At 66.8% G+C, this 15,127-nt stretch carries 13 protein-coding genes and 2 pseudogenes; 8 read left to right on the top strand and 7 right to left on the bottom strand.

Translation table 11 applies throughout. The features are described from left to right. Positions 1–57 precede the first annotated feature (57 nt). From AC1DCZ_RS11955 to AC1DCZ_RS11945, 3 genes are all read right to left on the bottom strand, one after another. The gene (locus tag AC1DCZ_RS11955; protein ID WP_476974772.1) at positions 58–1,716 is read right to left on the bottom strand and encodes a sensor histidine kinase; all 1,659 of its coding nucleotides are present in this window, start codon (positions 1,714–1,716) and stop codon (positions 58–60) included. Positions 1,717–1,797: 81 nt separating this feature from the next. Beyond that, the gene (locus AC1DCZ_RS11950) at positions 1,798–2,475 is read right to left on the bottom strand and encodes a response regulator transcription factor (RefSeq protein ID WP_476974771.1); all 678 of its coding nucleotides are present in this window, start codon (positions 2,473–2,475) and stop codon (positions 1,798–1,800) included. 314 nt (positions 2,476–2,789) lie between these two features. Beyond that, a complete protein-coding gene (locus AC1DCZ_RS11945) occupies positions 2,790–3,701 on the bottom strand; it encodes a serine hydrolase (RefSeq protein ID WP_476974770.1) in 912 nt (303 codons plus the stop codon). A gap of 160 nt (positions 3,702–3,861) precedes the next feature. Here AC1DCZ_RS11945 and AC1DCZ_RS11940 point away from each other — a divergent pair, with 160 nt between their 5' ends. After that, positions 3,862–4,782 (top strand): 2-hydroxyacid dehydrogenase, encoded by a 921-nt coding sequence (locus tag AC1DCZ_RS11940; protein WP_476974769.1) that lies wholly within the window; start codon positions 3,862–3,864, stop codon positions 4,780–4,782. A gap of 1 nt (position 4,783) precedes the next feature. On the opposite strand, the gene AC1DCZ_RS11935 is transcribed toward AC1DCZ_RS11940, so the two are convergent. After that, the gene (locus AC1DCZ_RS11935) at positions 4,784–5,518 is read right to left on the bottom strand and encodes a VOC family protein (protein ID WP_476974768.1); all 735 of its coding nucleotides are present in this window, start codon (positions 5,516–5,518) and stop codon (positions 4,784–4,786) included. Positions 5,519–5,548: 30 nt separating this feature from the next. After that, positions 5,549–6,388, bottom strand: coding sequence for an MBL fold metallo-hydrolase (locus AC1DCZ_RS11930; RefSeq protein WP_476974767.1), 840 nt, complete (start codon positions 6,386–6,388; stop codon positions 5,549–5,551). A gap of 187 nt (positions 6,389–6,575) precedes the next feature. Between AC1DCZ_RS11930 and AC1DCZ_RS11925 the strand changes: the two are divergent. The 3 genes and pseudogenes from AC1DCZ_RS11925 to AC1DCZ_RS11915 form a co-directional block, all read left to right on the top strand. Then, positions 6,576–6,905, top strand: a pseudogene (locus AC1DCZ_RS11925) (YciI family protein); the annotation flags it as partial. Positions 6,906–7,210: 305 nt separating this feature from the next. Beyond that, a complete protein-coding gene (locus AC1DCZ_RS11920; RefSeq protein ID WP_476974766.1) occupies positions 7,211–8,950 on the top strand; it encodes an ABC transporter ATP-binding protein in 1,740 nt (579 codons plus the stop codon). Further along, a complete protein-coding gene (locus AC1DCZ_RS11915) occupies positions 8,947–10,986 on the top strand; it encodes an ABC transporter ATP-binding protein (RefSeq protein WP_476974765.1) in 2,040 nt (679 codons plus the stop codon). The genes AC1DCZ_RS11920 and AC1DCZ_RS11915 overlap by 4 nt, the downstream gene beginning before the upstream one ends. A gap of 107 nt (positions 10,987–11,093) precedes the next feature. Here AC1DCZ_RS11915 and AC1DCZ_RS11910 read toward each other — a convergent pair whose 3' ends face one another. Then, complete coding sequence (locus AC1DCZ_RS11910; RefSeq protein WP_476974764.1) at positions 11,094–11,300, bottom strand: hypothetical protein; 207 nt, start codon at positions 11,298–11,300, stop codon at positions 11,094–11,096. A 158-nt stretch (positions 11,301–11,458) separates the two neighbouring features. On the opposite strand from AC1DCZ_RS11910, the gene AC1DCZ_RS11905 reads away from it, so the two are divergent. Together AC1DCZ_RS11905 and nagA are read left to right on the top strand one after the other, a co-directional pair. Beyond that, entirely contained in the window at positions 11,459–12,364 is a 906-nt protein-coding gene (locus AC1DCZ_RS11905; RefSeq protein WP_476974763.1) for a MurR/RpiR family transcriptional regulator, read from the top strand. Beyond that, positions 12,361–13,608 carry an N-acetylglucosamine-6-phosphate deacetylase gene (gene nagA / locus AC1DCZ_RS11900; protein WP_476974762.1) on the top strand — a complete coding sequence of 416 codons (1,248 nt, stop codon included), beginning with the start codon at positions 12,361–12,363 and terminating at the stop codon, positions 13,606–13,608. Before AC1DCZ_RS11905 ends, nagA begins: the two co-directional genes overlap by 4 nt. A 283-nt stretch (positions 13,609–13,891) precedes the next feature. Here the strand turns inward: nagA and AC1DCZ_RS11895 are convergent, their stop codons facing one another. Beyond that, complete coding sequence (locus AC1DCZ_RS11895) at positions 13,892–14,365, bottom strand: hypothetical protein (protein ID WP_476974761.1); 474 nt, start codon at positions 14,363–14,365, stop codon at positions 13,892–13,894. Between the two features lie 189 nt (positions 14,366–14,554). Here AC1DCZ_RS11895 and AC1DCZ_RS11890 point away from each other — a divergent pair. Together AC1DCZ_RS11890 and AC1DCZ_RS11885 are read left to right on the top strand one after the other, a co-directional pair. Continuing rightward, positions 14,555–14,821: pseudogene (locus AC1DCZ_RS11890) on the top strand (phosphotransferase); the annotation flags it as partial. A 64-nt stretch (positions 14,822–14,885) separates the two neighbouring features. Beyond that, positions 14,886–15,065 carry a phosphotransferase gene (locus tag AC1DCZ_RS11885; protein ID WP_476974760.1) on the top strand — a complete coding sequence of 60 codons (180 nt, stop codon included), beginning with the start codon at positions 14,886–14,888 and terminating at the stop codon, positions 15,063–15,065. Positions 15,066–15,127 lie beyond the last annotated feature (62 nt).

Raw genomic sequence — 15,127 nt, 5'->3', positions numbered from 1 at the left:
AAAACGGCTAGCGGAAACCAGCTAGCGGACGAAGACTGGCGGAAAGCGGCGGCAGGATCACAGGCGTAGGCCCACGGTCTGCAGCGGGATCCTGATAAGGAACGTCGAGCCGTGGCCGTAGTCGGACTCGACCGTGGCGGTGCCGCCGTGTGCCTCGGCGATTGCGGAGACGATGGCCAGGCCCAGGCCGGACCCCTCCTGCCCGCGGCCCGGGTGGGCCCGGCCGAACCGTTCGAAGATGCGCTGCTGGTCCTCCGTCGCGATACCGGTGCCGCTGTCCCGCATCCACAGCACCAGCGAGTCCGCCTCCGGCTGTGGCGTGCCGTCCGGCGCCGTCGGGCCTTCGATCCTGCTGCCCAGGGCGATCGTGGCGGAACGGCCGGTGTATTTGACGGCGTTCGCCGCGAGCTGCACCAGCGCCTGAGTGAGGCGCTGCGGATCCGCTTCCACCACGTAGTCTGTGGTTTCCTCGATCTGCCAGCGGCGGTCCGCGAGGACACGGACCTTCTCCATTACCTGGCGAAGGAAATCCGGGACCCGGATGAACTCCTTCCTGATGAAGTCAGGGTGGCCTGCGTTGGCGAGCAGCAGGAGATCATCGACGAGTCGCTGCATCCTGTCCACCTCCTCGAGCAGCACATCCCGCGTCGCAACGACATCTGCGGGGTCGTCGACGGTCACAAGCTCCAGATGGCCGCGGAGAATGGTCAGCGGCGTCCGCAGCTCGTGGCCGGCGTCGTCCAGGAACTGTTGCTGTTGCTGGGCGCCGTCGTCGAGTCTTTCGAGCATGTCATTAAAGGTTTTCGCGAGGAGCGTCACATCATCCTCCCGGTCGCGCACCTCCACCCGCTGGGTGAGGTCCTCGTGGCTGACCACCCGCGTGGCTTCGCTCAGTCGGCGGAGCGGATACAGGAGCCGGCCGGCGACCAGGCTGCCAATGACCGCTGCGGCGAGCAGCGTCCCGGCTGCGACGAGCGAGTAGGTCTGGACCGAGGCGACGTTGTGCTCGCGTTGGTCACCGGCGTCGCGGCCCACCAGCAGGAATGTCCCGGAGGTATCGGACGTACCTGTCACCGGCACGACGACGGTCCTGAGCGGGCGTCCGGCCACGATGAGCTCGCCGAAGGCGGCCCCGGACGCGTCCCGGATCTCCGCGGCAGCAGGATAGAGACCCTTGTCCAGGAGCCGGTGGTCAGGACTGCCCTCGACGGTCCACTCAACGCGTCCGCCCACGATTCCGGCCATGACCTCGTTGCTGCGGGGTTCGATGTCTTCAGCGACCTCGTGGAGCGACTTGGCCTCGGGATCCGCGGTGGCCTTGTTGTTATTCTGGACCACCTTGACCACCGAATTGGCCTTGTCCAGGATTGTCTGATCCACCTTGGTGTCGGAGTCCTGGAATTGGACCACAAACGTAATCAGTCCCGCAGTCACCAGCCCCGCAAGCACCATCCCGAGCATGGCGGCCACCACCCGGAACCGCACCGAGTGGATCTTCGCGCCCCAGCTGGACGGCTTCGGGCCGCCAGCGGGAGGCGCCCCGGGAGAAGCGCCGGGAGGCGCCCCGGGCGGAACGCCGGCAGATCCGGGAGCGCCGGCCCTGCCGGCGGAGGCTGCAGTGCCCGCGGCGGAAGCGGCGGGGGCCGCGGCGGGGGCCGCAGCCGGCATTGCGGGCGCAGCGCGGAGCACATGCAGACGGCCTTGCAAGGAGGTCACGATACTTCCTTCCCGGTGGTGGCAGCCGGACCCTGTGGTCAGGACCGGCCCACAAACCCTCGCGGCTGGCCCGACGTGAACCTAGCCAAAGCGGTATCCCGCGCCGCGGGTGGTGACGATGCGGTCCGCGCCGAGCTTGAGCCGCAACTGGCGGACATAGACGTCGACGACGTTGGACGTGCCGTCAAAGTCGTAGCCCCACACATGACTGAGCAGTTGTTGCCGGCTCAGGACCTGGCCAGGATGGAGCAGAAACATTTCCACCAGTGCGAACTCGCGGGCCGAAAGCTCGACGACTTTATCCCCGGCCCGGACCGTGTGGGTGTGGAGGTTCAGTTCCAGGGTCCCGTAGCGGAGGATGCTGCCCGGGAGGGCCTCTCCGCCGTCGGCGCCGTTGTCCACGGTCCGCAGCCGGGCCCTGATGCGGGCCACGAGCTCCTCGAAGCGGAACGGTTTGGCCATGTAGTCGTCTGCGCCGCCCTCCAGGCCGGCGACAGTGTCCGCCGCCGAGCCGCGGGCCGTGAGGAAGATGACCGGGATGCCCACCTGGCCGTGGCGCAGCGCGGTCAGGACGGTGAAGCCGTCCAGGCGGGGAAGCCCGATGTCCAGGAGCAGGAGATCAAATTCGCCGCTGGACGCATAGTCCACCGCCGTAACGCCGTCGGCGACGACGGTGGCTGCATAGCCTGCCGCCCGCAAACCTTTCTCGATGAACCGAGAGATTCGCTCTTCGTCTTCGGCAATGAGTATGCGGATCACGTTGACCCCCTGGAAAGGCCCGGAACGGGGAAGTCCGATGGAGCGCACAATCGCGTTCCTGCCACTTTCCCCTGGCATTGAGGCCTGCTCCAAAAACTGCGGCGTCTCCTGCACGTGAGCTGGGAGGAAGCCCGAGGCCCCAGCAGCCTCGATCAGCCCGAAGTACGGGCGTGTTGCAGACCCTGCAGGGTCCGTGCGTGCGTTGCCGGCGTCCGTGATTGGCGGCGGACCCGGTATTTCCTATCGTGCTCCTGCATCGGTGCCGGCGCCACCCTTGGAGGCAAGCTTTTCTCAGTATTACTCCGGACGGGCGTTCACCGCCCGAACAGGGCCCCGGTGACCTCGTGCGTCAGTTCGTGGATGAGCTCGACGCGGTCCTCGCTGTCGGCGTCGTCCGGACCCCAGGTGTAGATGACCACGGCATACGAGCGCCCGCCGGAACTCAGGATGGCGGCATCGTGGACGTAGCCCAGCACCACCCCGTACTTGTGGTGGACCGCGATGTCCGGGGGGACGGCGGCCGGGATGAGGTCCTCGTCGTTGGTCTGCTGCATGTAGTCCAGCAGCTCGTTGGTGTGGTCGCCGTTGAGGAGCTTGCCGGTGGAGAGCTGTTCCAACAGCCTCGCCATGTCCGGCGGAGTCAGGAGGTTCTGTTCGGGATCGTAGGCAATCCCGATCGAGGCGGCGTACTGGATCAGCCGGGGGTAGCCGATGTCCTGCATCAGCAGGAGCCAGGAGTCGTCGCTGCTCGTATTGACCATGGCCTTGAGCTGAAACGCGGCGTCGAAAGCGCCCAGGGGAGTGTCCAGCGACTTCTCGCCGGTCTCCACCAGGTGGTAGTAAGCGGCCGCCGTGAGGATCTTCGCCGTGCTCGCAGCCACATACGGTGAGACGTCGCCGAAGCTCTGCAGCTTCCCGTCCCCGGTGTCCACCACCGCGACGCCGATCCTGTGGCCGGCGTTCTCACCGAGGATCTTTTGGATCCCGCCCGCGAGGTCCACCCCGGTTCCGGGCGGGATGGCCGACGCCGCCACGGCCGCGCGATGTTCCTGCGCCGTCCACGGGGCAACGGCCAGGAAACCCGACGGCGGCGGCGGCCCGGTGCGCGCCGCGGCGAACGTGATGCTGGAGGCCAGGACCAGGACGGTCGCGGCCCACACCAGGAACAGGTTTCTCCGGTGCTTTCCGGCTGGAATGGCCGGCGGGCGCGGTCCTGCGGTGTCCATGGGTCAGGACCTTTCCGTTCAAGCGGGGTGGGGGGCTTCTTGAAAGTATGCCCCCGCGCGGGACGAAGTCCGCGGAACGCGCGGGGCACGCCGGAGTGTGGCGAAACTCCCATGCGGACGAGCCCGACAGACGGCCGTCGGCTCTACTACGCTGGCACTCATGACCCGGAAAATTACTGTCAGTCTGCCGGATGCGTCCTTGCGGGAATACCTGCAGCCGCACCCGGACGTGACCGTCCTGGAGTGGGACTTCACCGGTGCGCCGCCCCTGCCGCGGATCAACATCGTGGTGCCGCCCTACATGGGTGGCCCGCAGGTCCTGCAAAGCTTGGAAGCCGTGGACACTGCCCTGGTCCAGAGCCAGTCGATCGGGTACGACGGCGTGGCGGACTTCCTGCCGTCCGGCCGGGTTTTCGCCAACGCGGCCGGCGTCCACGAAACCTCGACGGCGGAGCTGGCCCTGGCCCTGGTCCTTGCCAGCCAGCGCGAGCTCCCCCGCCTCATCCGGAACCAGCAGGAGGGCCGGTGGGATGCCAGGGCCACCGCCAGCCTGGCCGACCGCCGCGTCCTCATTGTTGGCTACGGCGGGGTAGGCAAGGCGATCGAGGACCGGCTCCTGCCGTTCGAGGCCAGCGTGACCCGGGTGGCCAGCAGGGGACGGATGGATGAGCGCGGCCACGTCCACGGCATTGCGGAACTCCACGCCCTGCTGCCGGAGCACGACATCGTGGTGGTGGGGGTTCCGCTCAGTGACTCCACCCGGCACCTGGTGGACGATGCCTTCCTTTCCGCCATGCCCGACGGCGCGCTGCTGGTAAACGTGGCCAGGGGGCCGGTGGCGGACACCGACGCCCTGGTCCGGCACACCGGCTCCGGCCGGATCCGAGCCGCGCTGGACGTCACCGACCCGGAGCCGCTGCCGGGGGACCACCCGCTGTGGCGCACGCCCGGCGTCATCATCAGCCCGCACGTGGGCGGGGCGAGTTCGGCGATGCGCCCGAGGATGGGCCGGCTGCTCCAGCGGCAGATCGACCTCATGTTGGCCGGCGAACCGCCGGCGAACGTGGTGCTCGGCGGCTGAGTCAGCCCGGGGTGAGGACGCAGAAATCGTTGCCCTCCGGGTCGGCGAGGCAGGCCCACGGCACATCGCCCTGGCCGACGTGGGCGTCCGTGGCGCCCAGCGCCCGCAGCCGGGCCACCTCTGCCGCCAGATCATCACCGGGGTACGGCTTCAGGTCGAGATGGACACGGCCCACGGTCTTCACGGCGGGCGTGCGAACGAACTCCAGGTACGGCCCGACCCCTTTGGCTGAACGCAGCCTCGCGAGATCGTCGGCCACCTCGTGCAGGGTCCAGTCCGTCGCCTCGCTCCAGAACCGGGCCATAGCCCGCGGATCCGCACAGCTGACCACCACCGCCGCGATCGGCCCGGTGTCCCGGTAGATCGGTCGAGGCTCCAGCACGCAGAACAGGTTGCCCTCCGGGTCGGCCAGAACCGTCCACGGCACTTCACCCTGGCCCACGTCGGCGCGCGTCGCACCGAGCTCCAACAAGCGCGAGACCAGCTCCGCCTGATGGGCCGCAGAGGCGCTGCCGAGGTCGAGGTGCGCACGGTACTGCACCGCCTCGGGGTCCGGGACGGTGACGACGTCGACACAGACCGCGGCTGGATCCGGCCAGACGAAGCCGATGGGTTCAACATTGGTCACGCCGGGTCCCGCGCTGGAAGCACCCCAGCCGAGCGCGTCCGCCCAAAACCGGCCGAGCGCGGAGTCATCCCGAGCCTTGAAATTCACCTGGACAAGTCGGAGCGCCATAGTGCCCGATCCTACACAGGCAGTGCCCGCCTAGAGGAGATCCGAGGAGGATGCGGGGGTCTCGTCTTGCGCTTTTTGGGCGAGCCGCTGCAGCTGCCATTGATGCACGTCGGGCAGCCACTCCAACGGGGCCGAGGGACCGACCCGCGGGTCGTCGGGCTCAGCGCCGTCGCGCAGGGCCTGCACGTACGCGCGGTCCTGTTTGATCCGTTCCCGTAGATGCTCGGCTCCGCCGACCGAGCCGTGACCGGGGATCACGGCATCAACGTCGTCGGCCGCCCACTCGAACAGCCGCAGCGCTGCGAGGTAGTCCGCGACCGGATTCGCGGCCTCGAGGTCGAGGAACGGCATCAGGATGTCGGAGAGCATGTCGCCGGCGACGAGGACGCCGCGCTCTTGGATCATGAGCGCCGCGTGGCCCGGGACATGGGCCTGATGCTCGATGATCCGGACTGTGGGGCCATCCCAGGGAACCTGCGCGGCGTCTGCAGGCAGTCCGGTAATGAGGCCGAGGAGATCCATCGGGATCTCCTCGGCGATCTCGGGGGGTAGCACTCCGGCTACGCGCGCCTTCCAGTCCGTGTGCGACAGCAGATCTTGCATGGAAGCCGCGCACTTCGCCGTACCGTAACGGGGCGCGTCCCCGAAGGCCGCGTGCCAGAGGACGTGGTCCCAGTGGGGATGCGTCGAGAAGCCTGCCACGACGTGCTGGCCCAGGTCCCGAAGGTCGTTCCCGAGGGCCGCCATTTCGCCGCCCGTTATGCCGGGGTCGATGAGCAACACACCGGCCCGGCCCTGCACGACAATGGAGTTGCTCTGGAGGAACCCACTCTCGTGAACGAGCACGCCCTCAGCGACTTGCTTCAGCATGAAATGCCTTCCGCTAGTGGTTTGCACCGCTGGTCGAGACGGTATTCCGGGCGGGAGTGGATCGCAAGCACCACGGGGAAAGCGGATGAGCCGCGGTCGGGTTGCTCCAGCCAGCAGTCTTGCGCGGCACGGTGGCATCGGCGAGGATGAACGCGATCGCCGTGCTGCGACGAAGGAGTCGACGCGAATGACCAAATATCTGATCTCGTTTCCCAGTGCCGCAATGGTATGCCCCGAAGAAGAGCTGCAGGCTGTTTCGGATGCGGCGCACGCGGTCGTTCAGGAGGCGAAGGACGCCGGCGACTGGGTGTTCGGCGGCGGCATCGATCAGAGTATCCCGCCCGTCATGGTCGACGGCGATGGGACCGTGCGCGAGGGCACGTACCCGCAGACGGCGCAGCTTGAAGGAGGCTGCTCGGTGCTGGAGCTGCCTTCGTATGAGGCGGCCCTGGAGTGGGCCGAGAAGATCGCGGCCTCCTGCCGTTGCGCGCAGGAGGTGCGCGCTTTCCAAGGCGACTTCACGGCTCCTGCGATACCAACTAGCCTCCCTGACTATGAGTCATACAGGAAAGCCAGCCTCGAGTTCGGGGCTGCGCGGAACGCGCGGATCGCTGCCATCGGCGCATAGCCAACATAGTCTTCGACCTTCGAGCTTGGGGTAGCTTTCATGGCCGACATCAACGCGTGTGATTTCGCGGGAGGTTCCCAGGACGCGGCCAATTCGCCCTGAGAGGAACCCGGTCCGCTCACGGCATCCGGACGTAAACTGACCCTCACATCGTTCTGTGTGAAACTGTCCGTGACGCGTGAAGTGGAGACCGGGTGCTCTGGAAACTGCTCGTTGAATACCTGCGGCCGCAACGGCGGCGGCTGCTCGCCGTCGTCGTCTTCCAGCTGGCTGCGTCCATCGCCTCCCTGTACCTGCCCACACTGAACGCGGACATCATCGATCAGGGCGTCGCGAAGGGGGACACCGGCTACATTCTGGGCACCGGCACGGTGATGCTCGTGGTGACGTTCCTGCAGATAGCCTGCACGATCACGGCCGTGTACTTCGGCGCGAAGGCGGCGATGGCCCTGGGCCGGGACGTGCGCGGGGCCATCTTCACCCGGGTGGCGGAGTTCTCTGAGCAGGAAGTCACCCGGTTCGGCGCACCGTCCCTGATCACCCGGTCCACCAACGACGTCCAGCAGGTCCAGCAGCTCGTGCTGATGTCCGCCACGCTCATGGTCACCGCACCCATGCTGAGCATCGGCGGGGTCATCATGGCCATCCGGCAGGACGTACAGCTGTCCTGGCTGATTGCCGTCAGCGTTCCGGTGCTGCTGGCCGCCGTCGGCATGATCGTGACCCGGATGGTTCCGCTGTTCCGGCTGATGCAGACCCGGATCGACACCGTCAACCGGGTGCTGCGCGAACAGCTCACCGGCATCCGCGTGGTGCGGGCCTTCGTGCGGGAGGACATCGAGACCGCACGGTTCGGGAAGGCGAACGAGGACGTCACCGACACGGCCCTGCGCGCCGGCCGGCTCATGGCGCTCGCATTCCCCACCGTCATGCTGGTGCTGAACGTCTCGTCCGTGGCGGTGATCTGGTTCGGCTCGTTCCGGATCGAGGACGGCTCCATGCAGGTGGGCACGCTGATCGCCTTCCTCAGCTACCTCATGCAGATCCTCATGTCCGTCATGATGGCCACGTTCATGGCCATCATGATTCCGCGTGCGGCCGTTTCGGCGGACCGGATCGGCCAGGTGCTGGGGACCAAGTCCAGTGTCCGGCCCCCGGAGCACCCGCGCAGCTTCGCCGGCCGGACCGGCCGCGGTGAGCTCCAGATGCGCGACGTCGGCTTCGCCTACCCGGGTGCCGAGCGGCCCGTCCTCTCGGGGATCAGCTTCACCGCCCGCGCGGGACAGACGACGGCGATCATCGGCAGTACGGGCTCGGGCAAGACCACCCTCGTGAACCTCATGCCGCGGCTCTTCGACGCCACGTCCGGCTCGGTGCTGATCGACGGCGTCGACGTCCGCGAGCTGCATCCGGACCTGCTGTGGGGACACATCGGCCTCGTCCCGCAGAAGCCCTACCTCTTTTCCGGCACGGTCCGCAGCAACCTGCTCTACGGCAAGCCCGACGCCACCGAGGACGAGCTCTGGCGGGCGCTGGAGATCGCGCAGGCGCGGGACTTCGTGCAGGAGATGGAGGGCGGGCTGGATGCGCCGATCTCCCAGGGCGGCACCAACGTCTCCGGCGGTCAGCGGCAACGGATCGCGATCGCCCGGGCGCTGGTGAAGCGGCCCGAGCTCTACATCTTTGACGACTCGTTCTCCTCGCTGGACACCGCCACGGACGCCCGGCTCCGGCAGGCTTTGAAACTCAACACCGCCGGAGCAACCCTGGTGATCATCGCCCAGCGGGTGTCCAGCATCGTGGACGCCGACCAGATCCTGGTGCTCGACGACGGCAGGATCGTCGGGCACGGAACGCACGGATACTTGCTGGAGACTTCGGATACCTACCGCGAGATAGTTTCCTCGCAACTGGCAGCGGAGGAGACGGTATGAGCCGCACCGACAAGGCGCCGACGCCGGCCGCGGCACCCGCCGTTCCCGGAGGCAAGGGGGCCGCCGCACCTGCCGAGGCGTCCGCCGTCGTCCGCATCCCGCGGCCGGCGGGAGGACCGGGCCGCGGGGGACCGTTTGCGGGGATGAACATCCCCGCCGAGAAGGCCATGAACTTCCGGGGTTCGGCGAAGCGGTTGCTGGGGGAACTGCGGCCCGAGCAGGTGTGGCTGATGCTGGTCCTGGCGCTCGCCGTCGTGAGCGTGACGTTCTCGGTGATCGGCCCGCGGCTGCTCGGCCAGGGCACCAATCTGATCTTCTCCGGCGTCGTCTCCAAGCAGCTTCCGCCCGGCGTGAGCAAGGCGCAGCTGATCGCCGGGCTCCGGGCCGCGGGGGAGAACCAAAAAGCGGACATGCTCAGCGCCATGGCACTGACCCCCGGGACGGGCATTGACTTCGCCGCGCTGTCCAGCGTGCTGCTGTGGGCGCTGGCGTTGTATGTGCTGGCCTCGGCGTTCAGCTGGGTGCAGGCCTACGTCCTTAATGGAATAGTGCAGCGGACCGTGTACCGGCTGCGCCAACGCATCGAAGCGAAGATCAATAAGCTGCCGCTGCGCTACTTCGACTCCGTGCAGCGCGGGGAGCTGCTCAGCCGGGTGACCAACGACGTCGACAACATCTCCCAGAGCCTGCAGCAGTCCATCAGCCAGGCGGTCACCTCCGTGCTGACCGTGGCGGGGGTGCTGGTGATGATGGTCATCCTGTCGCCGACTCTCGCCATCATCGCCCTTGTGACGATTCCGCTGACGCTCGTGACCACCACGGTGATCGCCAAGCGCTCACAGAAGCTGTTCGTGGCGCAGTGGACGCACACCGGGGAGCTGAACGGGCAGATCGAGGAGACCTACACCGGGCACGCGCTCGTGAAGGTCTTCGGCCGGCAGCGCGAGGTGGAAGAACGGTTCCGGCAGAAGAACGTCGAGCTGTACCAGGCGAGCTTCGGCGCGCAGTTCATTTCCGGCCTGATCATGCCGGCCATGACGTTCATCGGGAACCTGGTCTATGTGGGGATCGCCGTGGTGGGCGGCCTGCAGGTGGCGTCCGGGGCGATGCAGCTCGGCGATGTTCAAGCGTTCATCCAGTACTCGCGGCAGTTCACCCAGCCGCTGGCCCAGCTGGGGTCCATGGCGAACCTGCTGCAGTCCGGGGTGGCTTCGGCCGAGCGGGTCTTTGAGCTCCTGGATACCGAGGAGCAGAGTGCCGACCCGTCGGTGGCCCTTGAGCCCGAAGTGACCCGGGGCCGGCTGGCGTTCGAGGACGTGTCCTTTGCGTACTCGCCGGACAAGCCTTTGATTTCGGACCTGAGCCTCGTGGCGGAGCCGGGGCAGACCGTGGCCATTGTGGGGCCCACGGGTGCGGGCAAGACCACGCTGGTGAACCTGATGATGCGCTTCTACGAGCTCGACGCGGGGAGGATCACGCTCGACGGCGTGGACGTCACCGCGATGACGCGCAACGAGCTGCGCTCGCGGATGGGCATGGTGCTGCAGGACACCTGGCTGTTCGGCGGGACCATCCGGGACAACATCGCCTACGGCCGGCCTTCGGCTTCCGAGGCGGAGATCATGGAAGCGGCGAAAGCGACGTACGTGGACCGGTTCGTCCGGGCCCTGCCGCAGGGCTATGACACCGTGCTCGACGACGAGGGCTCCAATGTCTCGGCGGGCGAGAAGCAGCTGCTCACGATTGCCCGGGCGTTCCTGGCCCGGCCGTCCGTGCTGATCCTGGACGAGGCCACCAGCTCGGTGGACACCCGCACCGAGGTGCTGGTGCAGAAAGCCATGAGCGCACTGCGGTCCGATAGGACGAGCTTCGTGATCGCGCACCGGCTTTCCACCATCCGCGACGCCGACCTCATCCTCGTGATGGAGGCCGGGCAGATCGTGGAGCAGGGGACGCACGCGCAGCTGCTGGCCGCCGGCGGGGCGTACGCCGCGCTGTATGCGGCGCAGTTCGCGGCGCCGGTGGCGGAGGTTTAGGGGAAGCTGAGTCGACCGGCCGGCCGAAAGTGCTGCGACGGCCTACCGTTCTGGCCCGGCAACCAATACGCGAACCGGTTCGTCACCACGACGCTCTCATCGCCGACCTACGCGGCGGCGTCGACAAGCGCGGCCATCACGGGCAAAATCTGCCGTACGGCCGCCGGTGCGGTACGGTCCTCGTCGTTGAGCGCCTCCAGGATGCCGAGTGTAGTCCGCTGATCCAGGTCCAACGTGCGGGGGTTTCTCACCTCGCTGCTGATGTCCAGCCAAGGGCTGCTCAATGGGGCGCTGGCGTGGTTTTCTGAAGTCACAAAATTCCCATCTCTCGGAAGACGGTTTGCGATCTCCATCACCGGAGAACTTACGGCCTCCGCCCCTCGCGTCAAACACTTACAGATGAGCATCATTGTGTGTAACCTACTTACATGCGGGGCTTCCGTCCGGCCAAACAGTTAGAGGATGGCTTCTGATGAGCGCCGTGACAGGTCACCAATCATCCCGGACAGTCCTGGTCCGGATCCGGTCGGCCTTGCCGTCGTTGCGGACCTCGGAGCAATCGGTGGCCAATGCGGTCCTCGCCGAACCGGCCCTCGCAGCCACGCTGTCCATCGGCGGGCTCGCTGAGAAGTGTGGGACCTCCACGACCTCCGTGGTTCGGTTCTACAAAAAGATCGGGTACCAGGGCTACTCCGACTTCCGGATGGACCTTGCCCGGGAGACCACCCGCGAACTGGCTGTCACCAATGTCGGTGTCGAGATGTATGAGGATATCGCCAAGACGGACTCGTTGCAGGACGTCGTTTCCAAGATCGCCTTCAATGAAACGATGTCCATCGCCGACACTGCCGAGGCGCTGGATGTCGCCAAGCTCTCGGACGCCGTAGCCGCCCTGTCCGGCGCCCGGCGGATCGATATCGTCGGCGTCGGCGCAAGCGCCTGGGCCGGCCAGGACCTCCAGCAGAAATTGCATCGGATCGGACTGACGGCGCACAGTTGGTGGGACGCGCATTCGGCGTGGACGTCGGCTGCCCTGCTCGGCCCCGATTGCGTCTCCGTTGCCATCTCCCACTCGGGCTCGACGCTGGATACGGTCGAGGCGATGCGTATCGCAGGGGAGGCCGGCGCCCGGACGATCGCCATCACCAACCATTCCGACTCGCCACTGGCACGGGCTGCCGACGTGGTGCTCACCACAGCGGCGAGAGAGCGTCCGTTCCGATCCGGGGCCCTCGGCAGCCGCATGGCCCAGATGATGGTCATCGACTGCGTGTTCGTCGGAGTCGCGCAGCAGTCGTACGATTCCTCTATCGCGGCCCTCAGCAAGACCTACCTTGCGTTGCAGGGCAGGAAAGTGCCGCAAGGGGGCAGGCCGTGACGTTGAAACGTCGCAGCGCGGCCTATGTTCTTACCGGTACCGTCTTCAGCGACGGCGCCGCATGTCCTGATTCAGTCGTTGCCGTTCTTGGCGACCGCATTGTCTACGCGGGGCCGCGGAGCGGTTTTGATGCATCGGACCTGCCTGGCGCTGAGGAGATTGAGCTTCCGGAGGGGAGCATCCTTCTTCCGGGGCTGGTGGATCTTCATTGCCACGGAGCGGCCGGGGGCGACTTTCCTTCCGGGGACGACGGCGGCTGCCGTACCGCGGTGGACTTCCTGCACCGGTCCGGGACCACGACCCTGCTGGCGAGCCTGGTCACGGCAGCGCCCGAGGACCTGCTCTGGGGCATCCGGACGCTGAAGCAGCTGGCGGACGAGGGGCTGATCGCCGGAATCCACGCCGAGGGACCGTTCCTGTCCCACGCCCGCTGCGGCGCCCAGAACCCCGACTGGCTGCGGGATCCCGACCCCGAATTGCTCCGCGAGTTGCTCCAGGAGGCGGGTGGATGCCTGAAGACCATGACTTACGCCCCCGAACTTCCTGGCGCCGACGACCTCGTCCGGATGCTGATAGAAAACGGCGTCACGCCATCGCTGGGCCATACTGACGCGGCTGCCTCGGTGGCTGCCGCCTCACTGGAAGGTGCCGCAGCAGGATTAGCTTTGTGGAAGGGGCGCGCACGGACGGCGCGGCCGACGGTGACCCACCTGTTCAACGGAATGCCCCCGATGCACCACCGACAACCTGGACCGCTGGCGTCGTGTCTCCGGCTGGCCGGTACCGGCACGGTCGCCGTCGAACTGGTGGCCGACGGCATTCATCTGGCCCCCGAAACCGTGCAGATGGTCTTCCAGCTGGTAGGGGCCGACAACGTCGTTCTGGTTACCGATTCAATGGCTGCAGCAGGGCTCCCCGACGGGGACTATGCTCTGGGAGGATCAGCCGTTTCCGTGCAGGCCGGCGTGGCCACGCTGCAAAGCACCGGATCCCTCGCCGGAGGTACCGCCACTTTGCTGGACGTGGTGCGCCGGACCATAGAAGCGGGCGTGAACCCTGCTCAGGCTGTTGCGGCCGCAACCTGTGTTCCTGCCCGGGTCCTCGGTCTCGAGGCTGAGATCGGCAGTCTGCGCGCCGGCATGCGGGCTGACGTGGTTGTCGTTGATGAGCATTTCGAGCTAATGGGGGTCATGCGTAGCGGTGAAGTGATAAGGCGGACGGGAATGGTCTCGGGCACGACATGAATGGCTGAGCGTAACCCCATTCAGACGACGCAGGGTTCCAGACCAGTAGCCCAAAAGGACGACGGCGAATATTGCCGAAGTCCTCGCCCAGCCACGGCGGCCGCTTCGCCGTGCCGCACCAGTTTGGCGTGCTCCTGCAGCGCTGCGAGGAGGGCGGCGGCGAGGCATGTCCGTTCAAGCATGCCGGAGCGGCACACAACGCAAGCGTACGACGGCGGGAGGTCCCGCCGTCGTCCGCGTGCAAGACGAGCCCTGGATGCTGGCAGGCTGGACCGCCCGGGATCTACTCTTCGACAACGCCCGTTGATATTTCGCTCAGGGTGTCAATGTAATCCAGCGTCTTGGGACTGACGTGCCGCACAGCGCCAAGAGCCTCCCGGAGAACTGCCCTGCTGGAGGGGTCACCAAGCGCTCCACGGAGTTCCATTACCGTCTCGATGCCCTGACTCTCGAACACGCGCGTCATGTCCTCTACCTGAGCGAGACGGCCAGGGGACGGCCAGTCGATAACTTCGGAAAGCGTCCCGGTATCGAGGTGCCGACGGAATCCACTGGTCGTGGCGGCATTCGGCCACGCCTCGATCAGGGCGACAACTCGTGGCCTGACGGTCGCGTGGTAGTTCTGTCGTCGCTGCAAGGCGGCATCGACAATGATGGCCCCGATGTGGTCCCAGCTACGGCTGACTTCGGTTGAGTCGTCTGGGCCGTGGGAGTCCAATTGCGCCGGGAGGTTGGCGTCATCATTATCGATAGTCATAAGTGAATACTTCCATGTCGGCGGTGAGCGTGCGGCTCAGCCGAGGGCCGGAGCGTACTCGCGGCTGGAGGGTCCGGTATTCGTCGATGACCTCGTTCCGCGCCGCGTCGGCACTTGGGGGTCTTGAACTATATTTGGACAAGGGAAGGTCCGGACTGCATTGCAGGTACAGGTGAGGCGGATTTCTGAATGGCGCGAATGCCGGCGGCCACGGTGGAAGTGAGTATCACCGTTGTCCAGCGCCTAGTCCGGGACCAGCGGCCCGACCTCGGCGACTGTCCATTAGCGCGGGTTGCGAATGGCTGGGACAACGCGACCTTCCGGCTCGGCGACGGCCTGGCCGTCCGGCTGCCGCGCAGGGCGGAGGCCGCTTCGCTGGTACTGCATGAGCAGCGCTACCTTCTCGACATAGCCCGCCGCTCCCCGGTTGCGGTTCCTGTCCCCGTCCACGCCGGCAGGCCGACGTCGGACTTTCCATGGCCGTGGAGCATCGTGCGGTGGGTCCCCGGACGCTGTCCTGGTGGAACGGCTCGGGGACCACGAACGTTACCCGCAGGCGGCAGCGCTGAGAGCGGTGTGGGCGCAGGCCTGTGCCGCCAAAGCCTGGGATGGTCCGGCGATGATGCTCCACGGGGACCTCCACCCCGGCAACATCGCGATCAGGCAGATCCTGGATGACGGACCTAGCCTGCAACTCTGACGCCGGCGTTATTGTCGGTACCTCCTCATATGCTGTGAGTGTGGAAGGCAGAGCAGCTGCGG

The organism is Arthrobacter sp. 10N418 (assembly GCF_056394725.1).
Note: the sequence above shows the minus strand (reverse complement) of the source record. Positions and strands in the feature narration are given on the sequence as shown.

What these genes read in the sequence shown, in the direction of transcription:
- AC1DCZ_RS11935 (WP_476974768.1), bottom strand. Translation starts at nt 5,518, where the DNA reads ATGGCGCTCCGACTTGTCCAGGTGAATTTCAAGGCTCGGGATGACTCC.
- AC1DCZ_RS11905 (WP_476974763.1), top strand. Translation starts at nt 11,459, where the DNA reads ATGAGCGCCGTGACAGGTCACCAATCATCCCGGACAGTCCTGGTCCGG.
- AC1DCZ_RS11940 (WP_476974769.1), top strand. Translation starts at nt 3,862, where the DNA reads ATGACCCGGAAAATTACTGTCAGTCTGCCGGATGCGTCCTTGCGGGAA.
- AC1DCZ_RS11895 (WP_476974761.1), bottom strand. Translation starts at nt 14,365, where the DNA reads ATGACTATCGATAATGATGACGCCAACCTCCCGGCGCAATTGGACTCC.
- AC1DCZ_RS11930 (WP_476974767.1), bottom strand. Translation starts at nt 6,388, where the DNA reads ATGCTGAAGCAAGTCGCTGAGGGCGTGCTCGTTCACGAGAGTGGGTTC.
- AC1DCZ_RS11945 (WP_476974770.1), bottom strand. Translation starts at nt 3,701, where the DNA reads ATGGACACCGCAGGACCGCGCCCGCCGGCCATTCCAGCCGGAAAGCAC.
- AC1DCZ_RS11915 (WP_476974765.1), top strand. Translation starts at nt 8,947, where the DNA reads ATGAGCCGCACCGACAAGGCGCCGACGCCGGCCGCGGCACCCGCCGTT.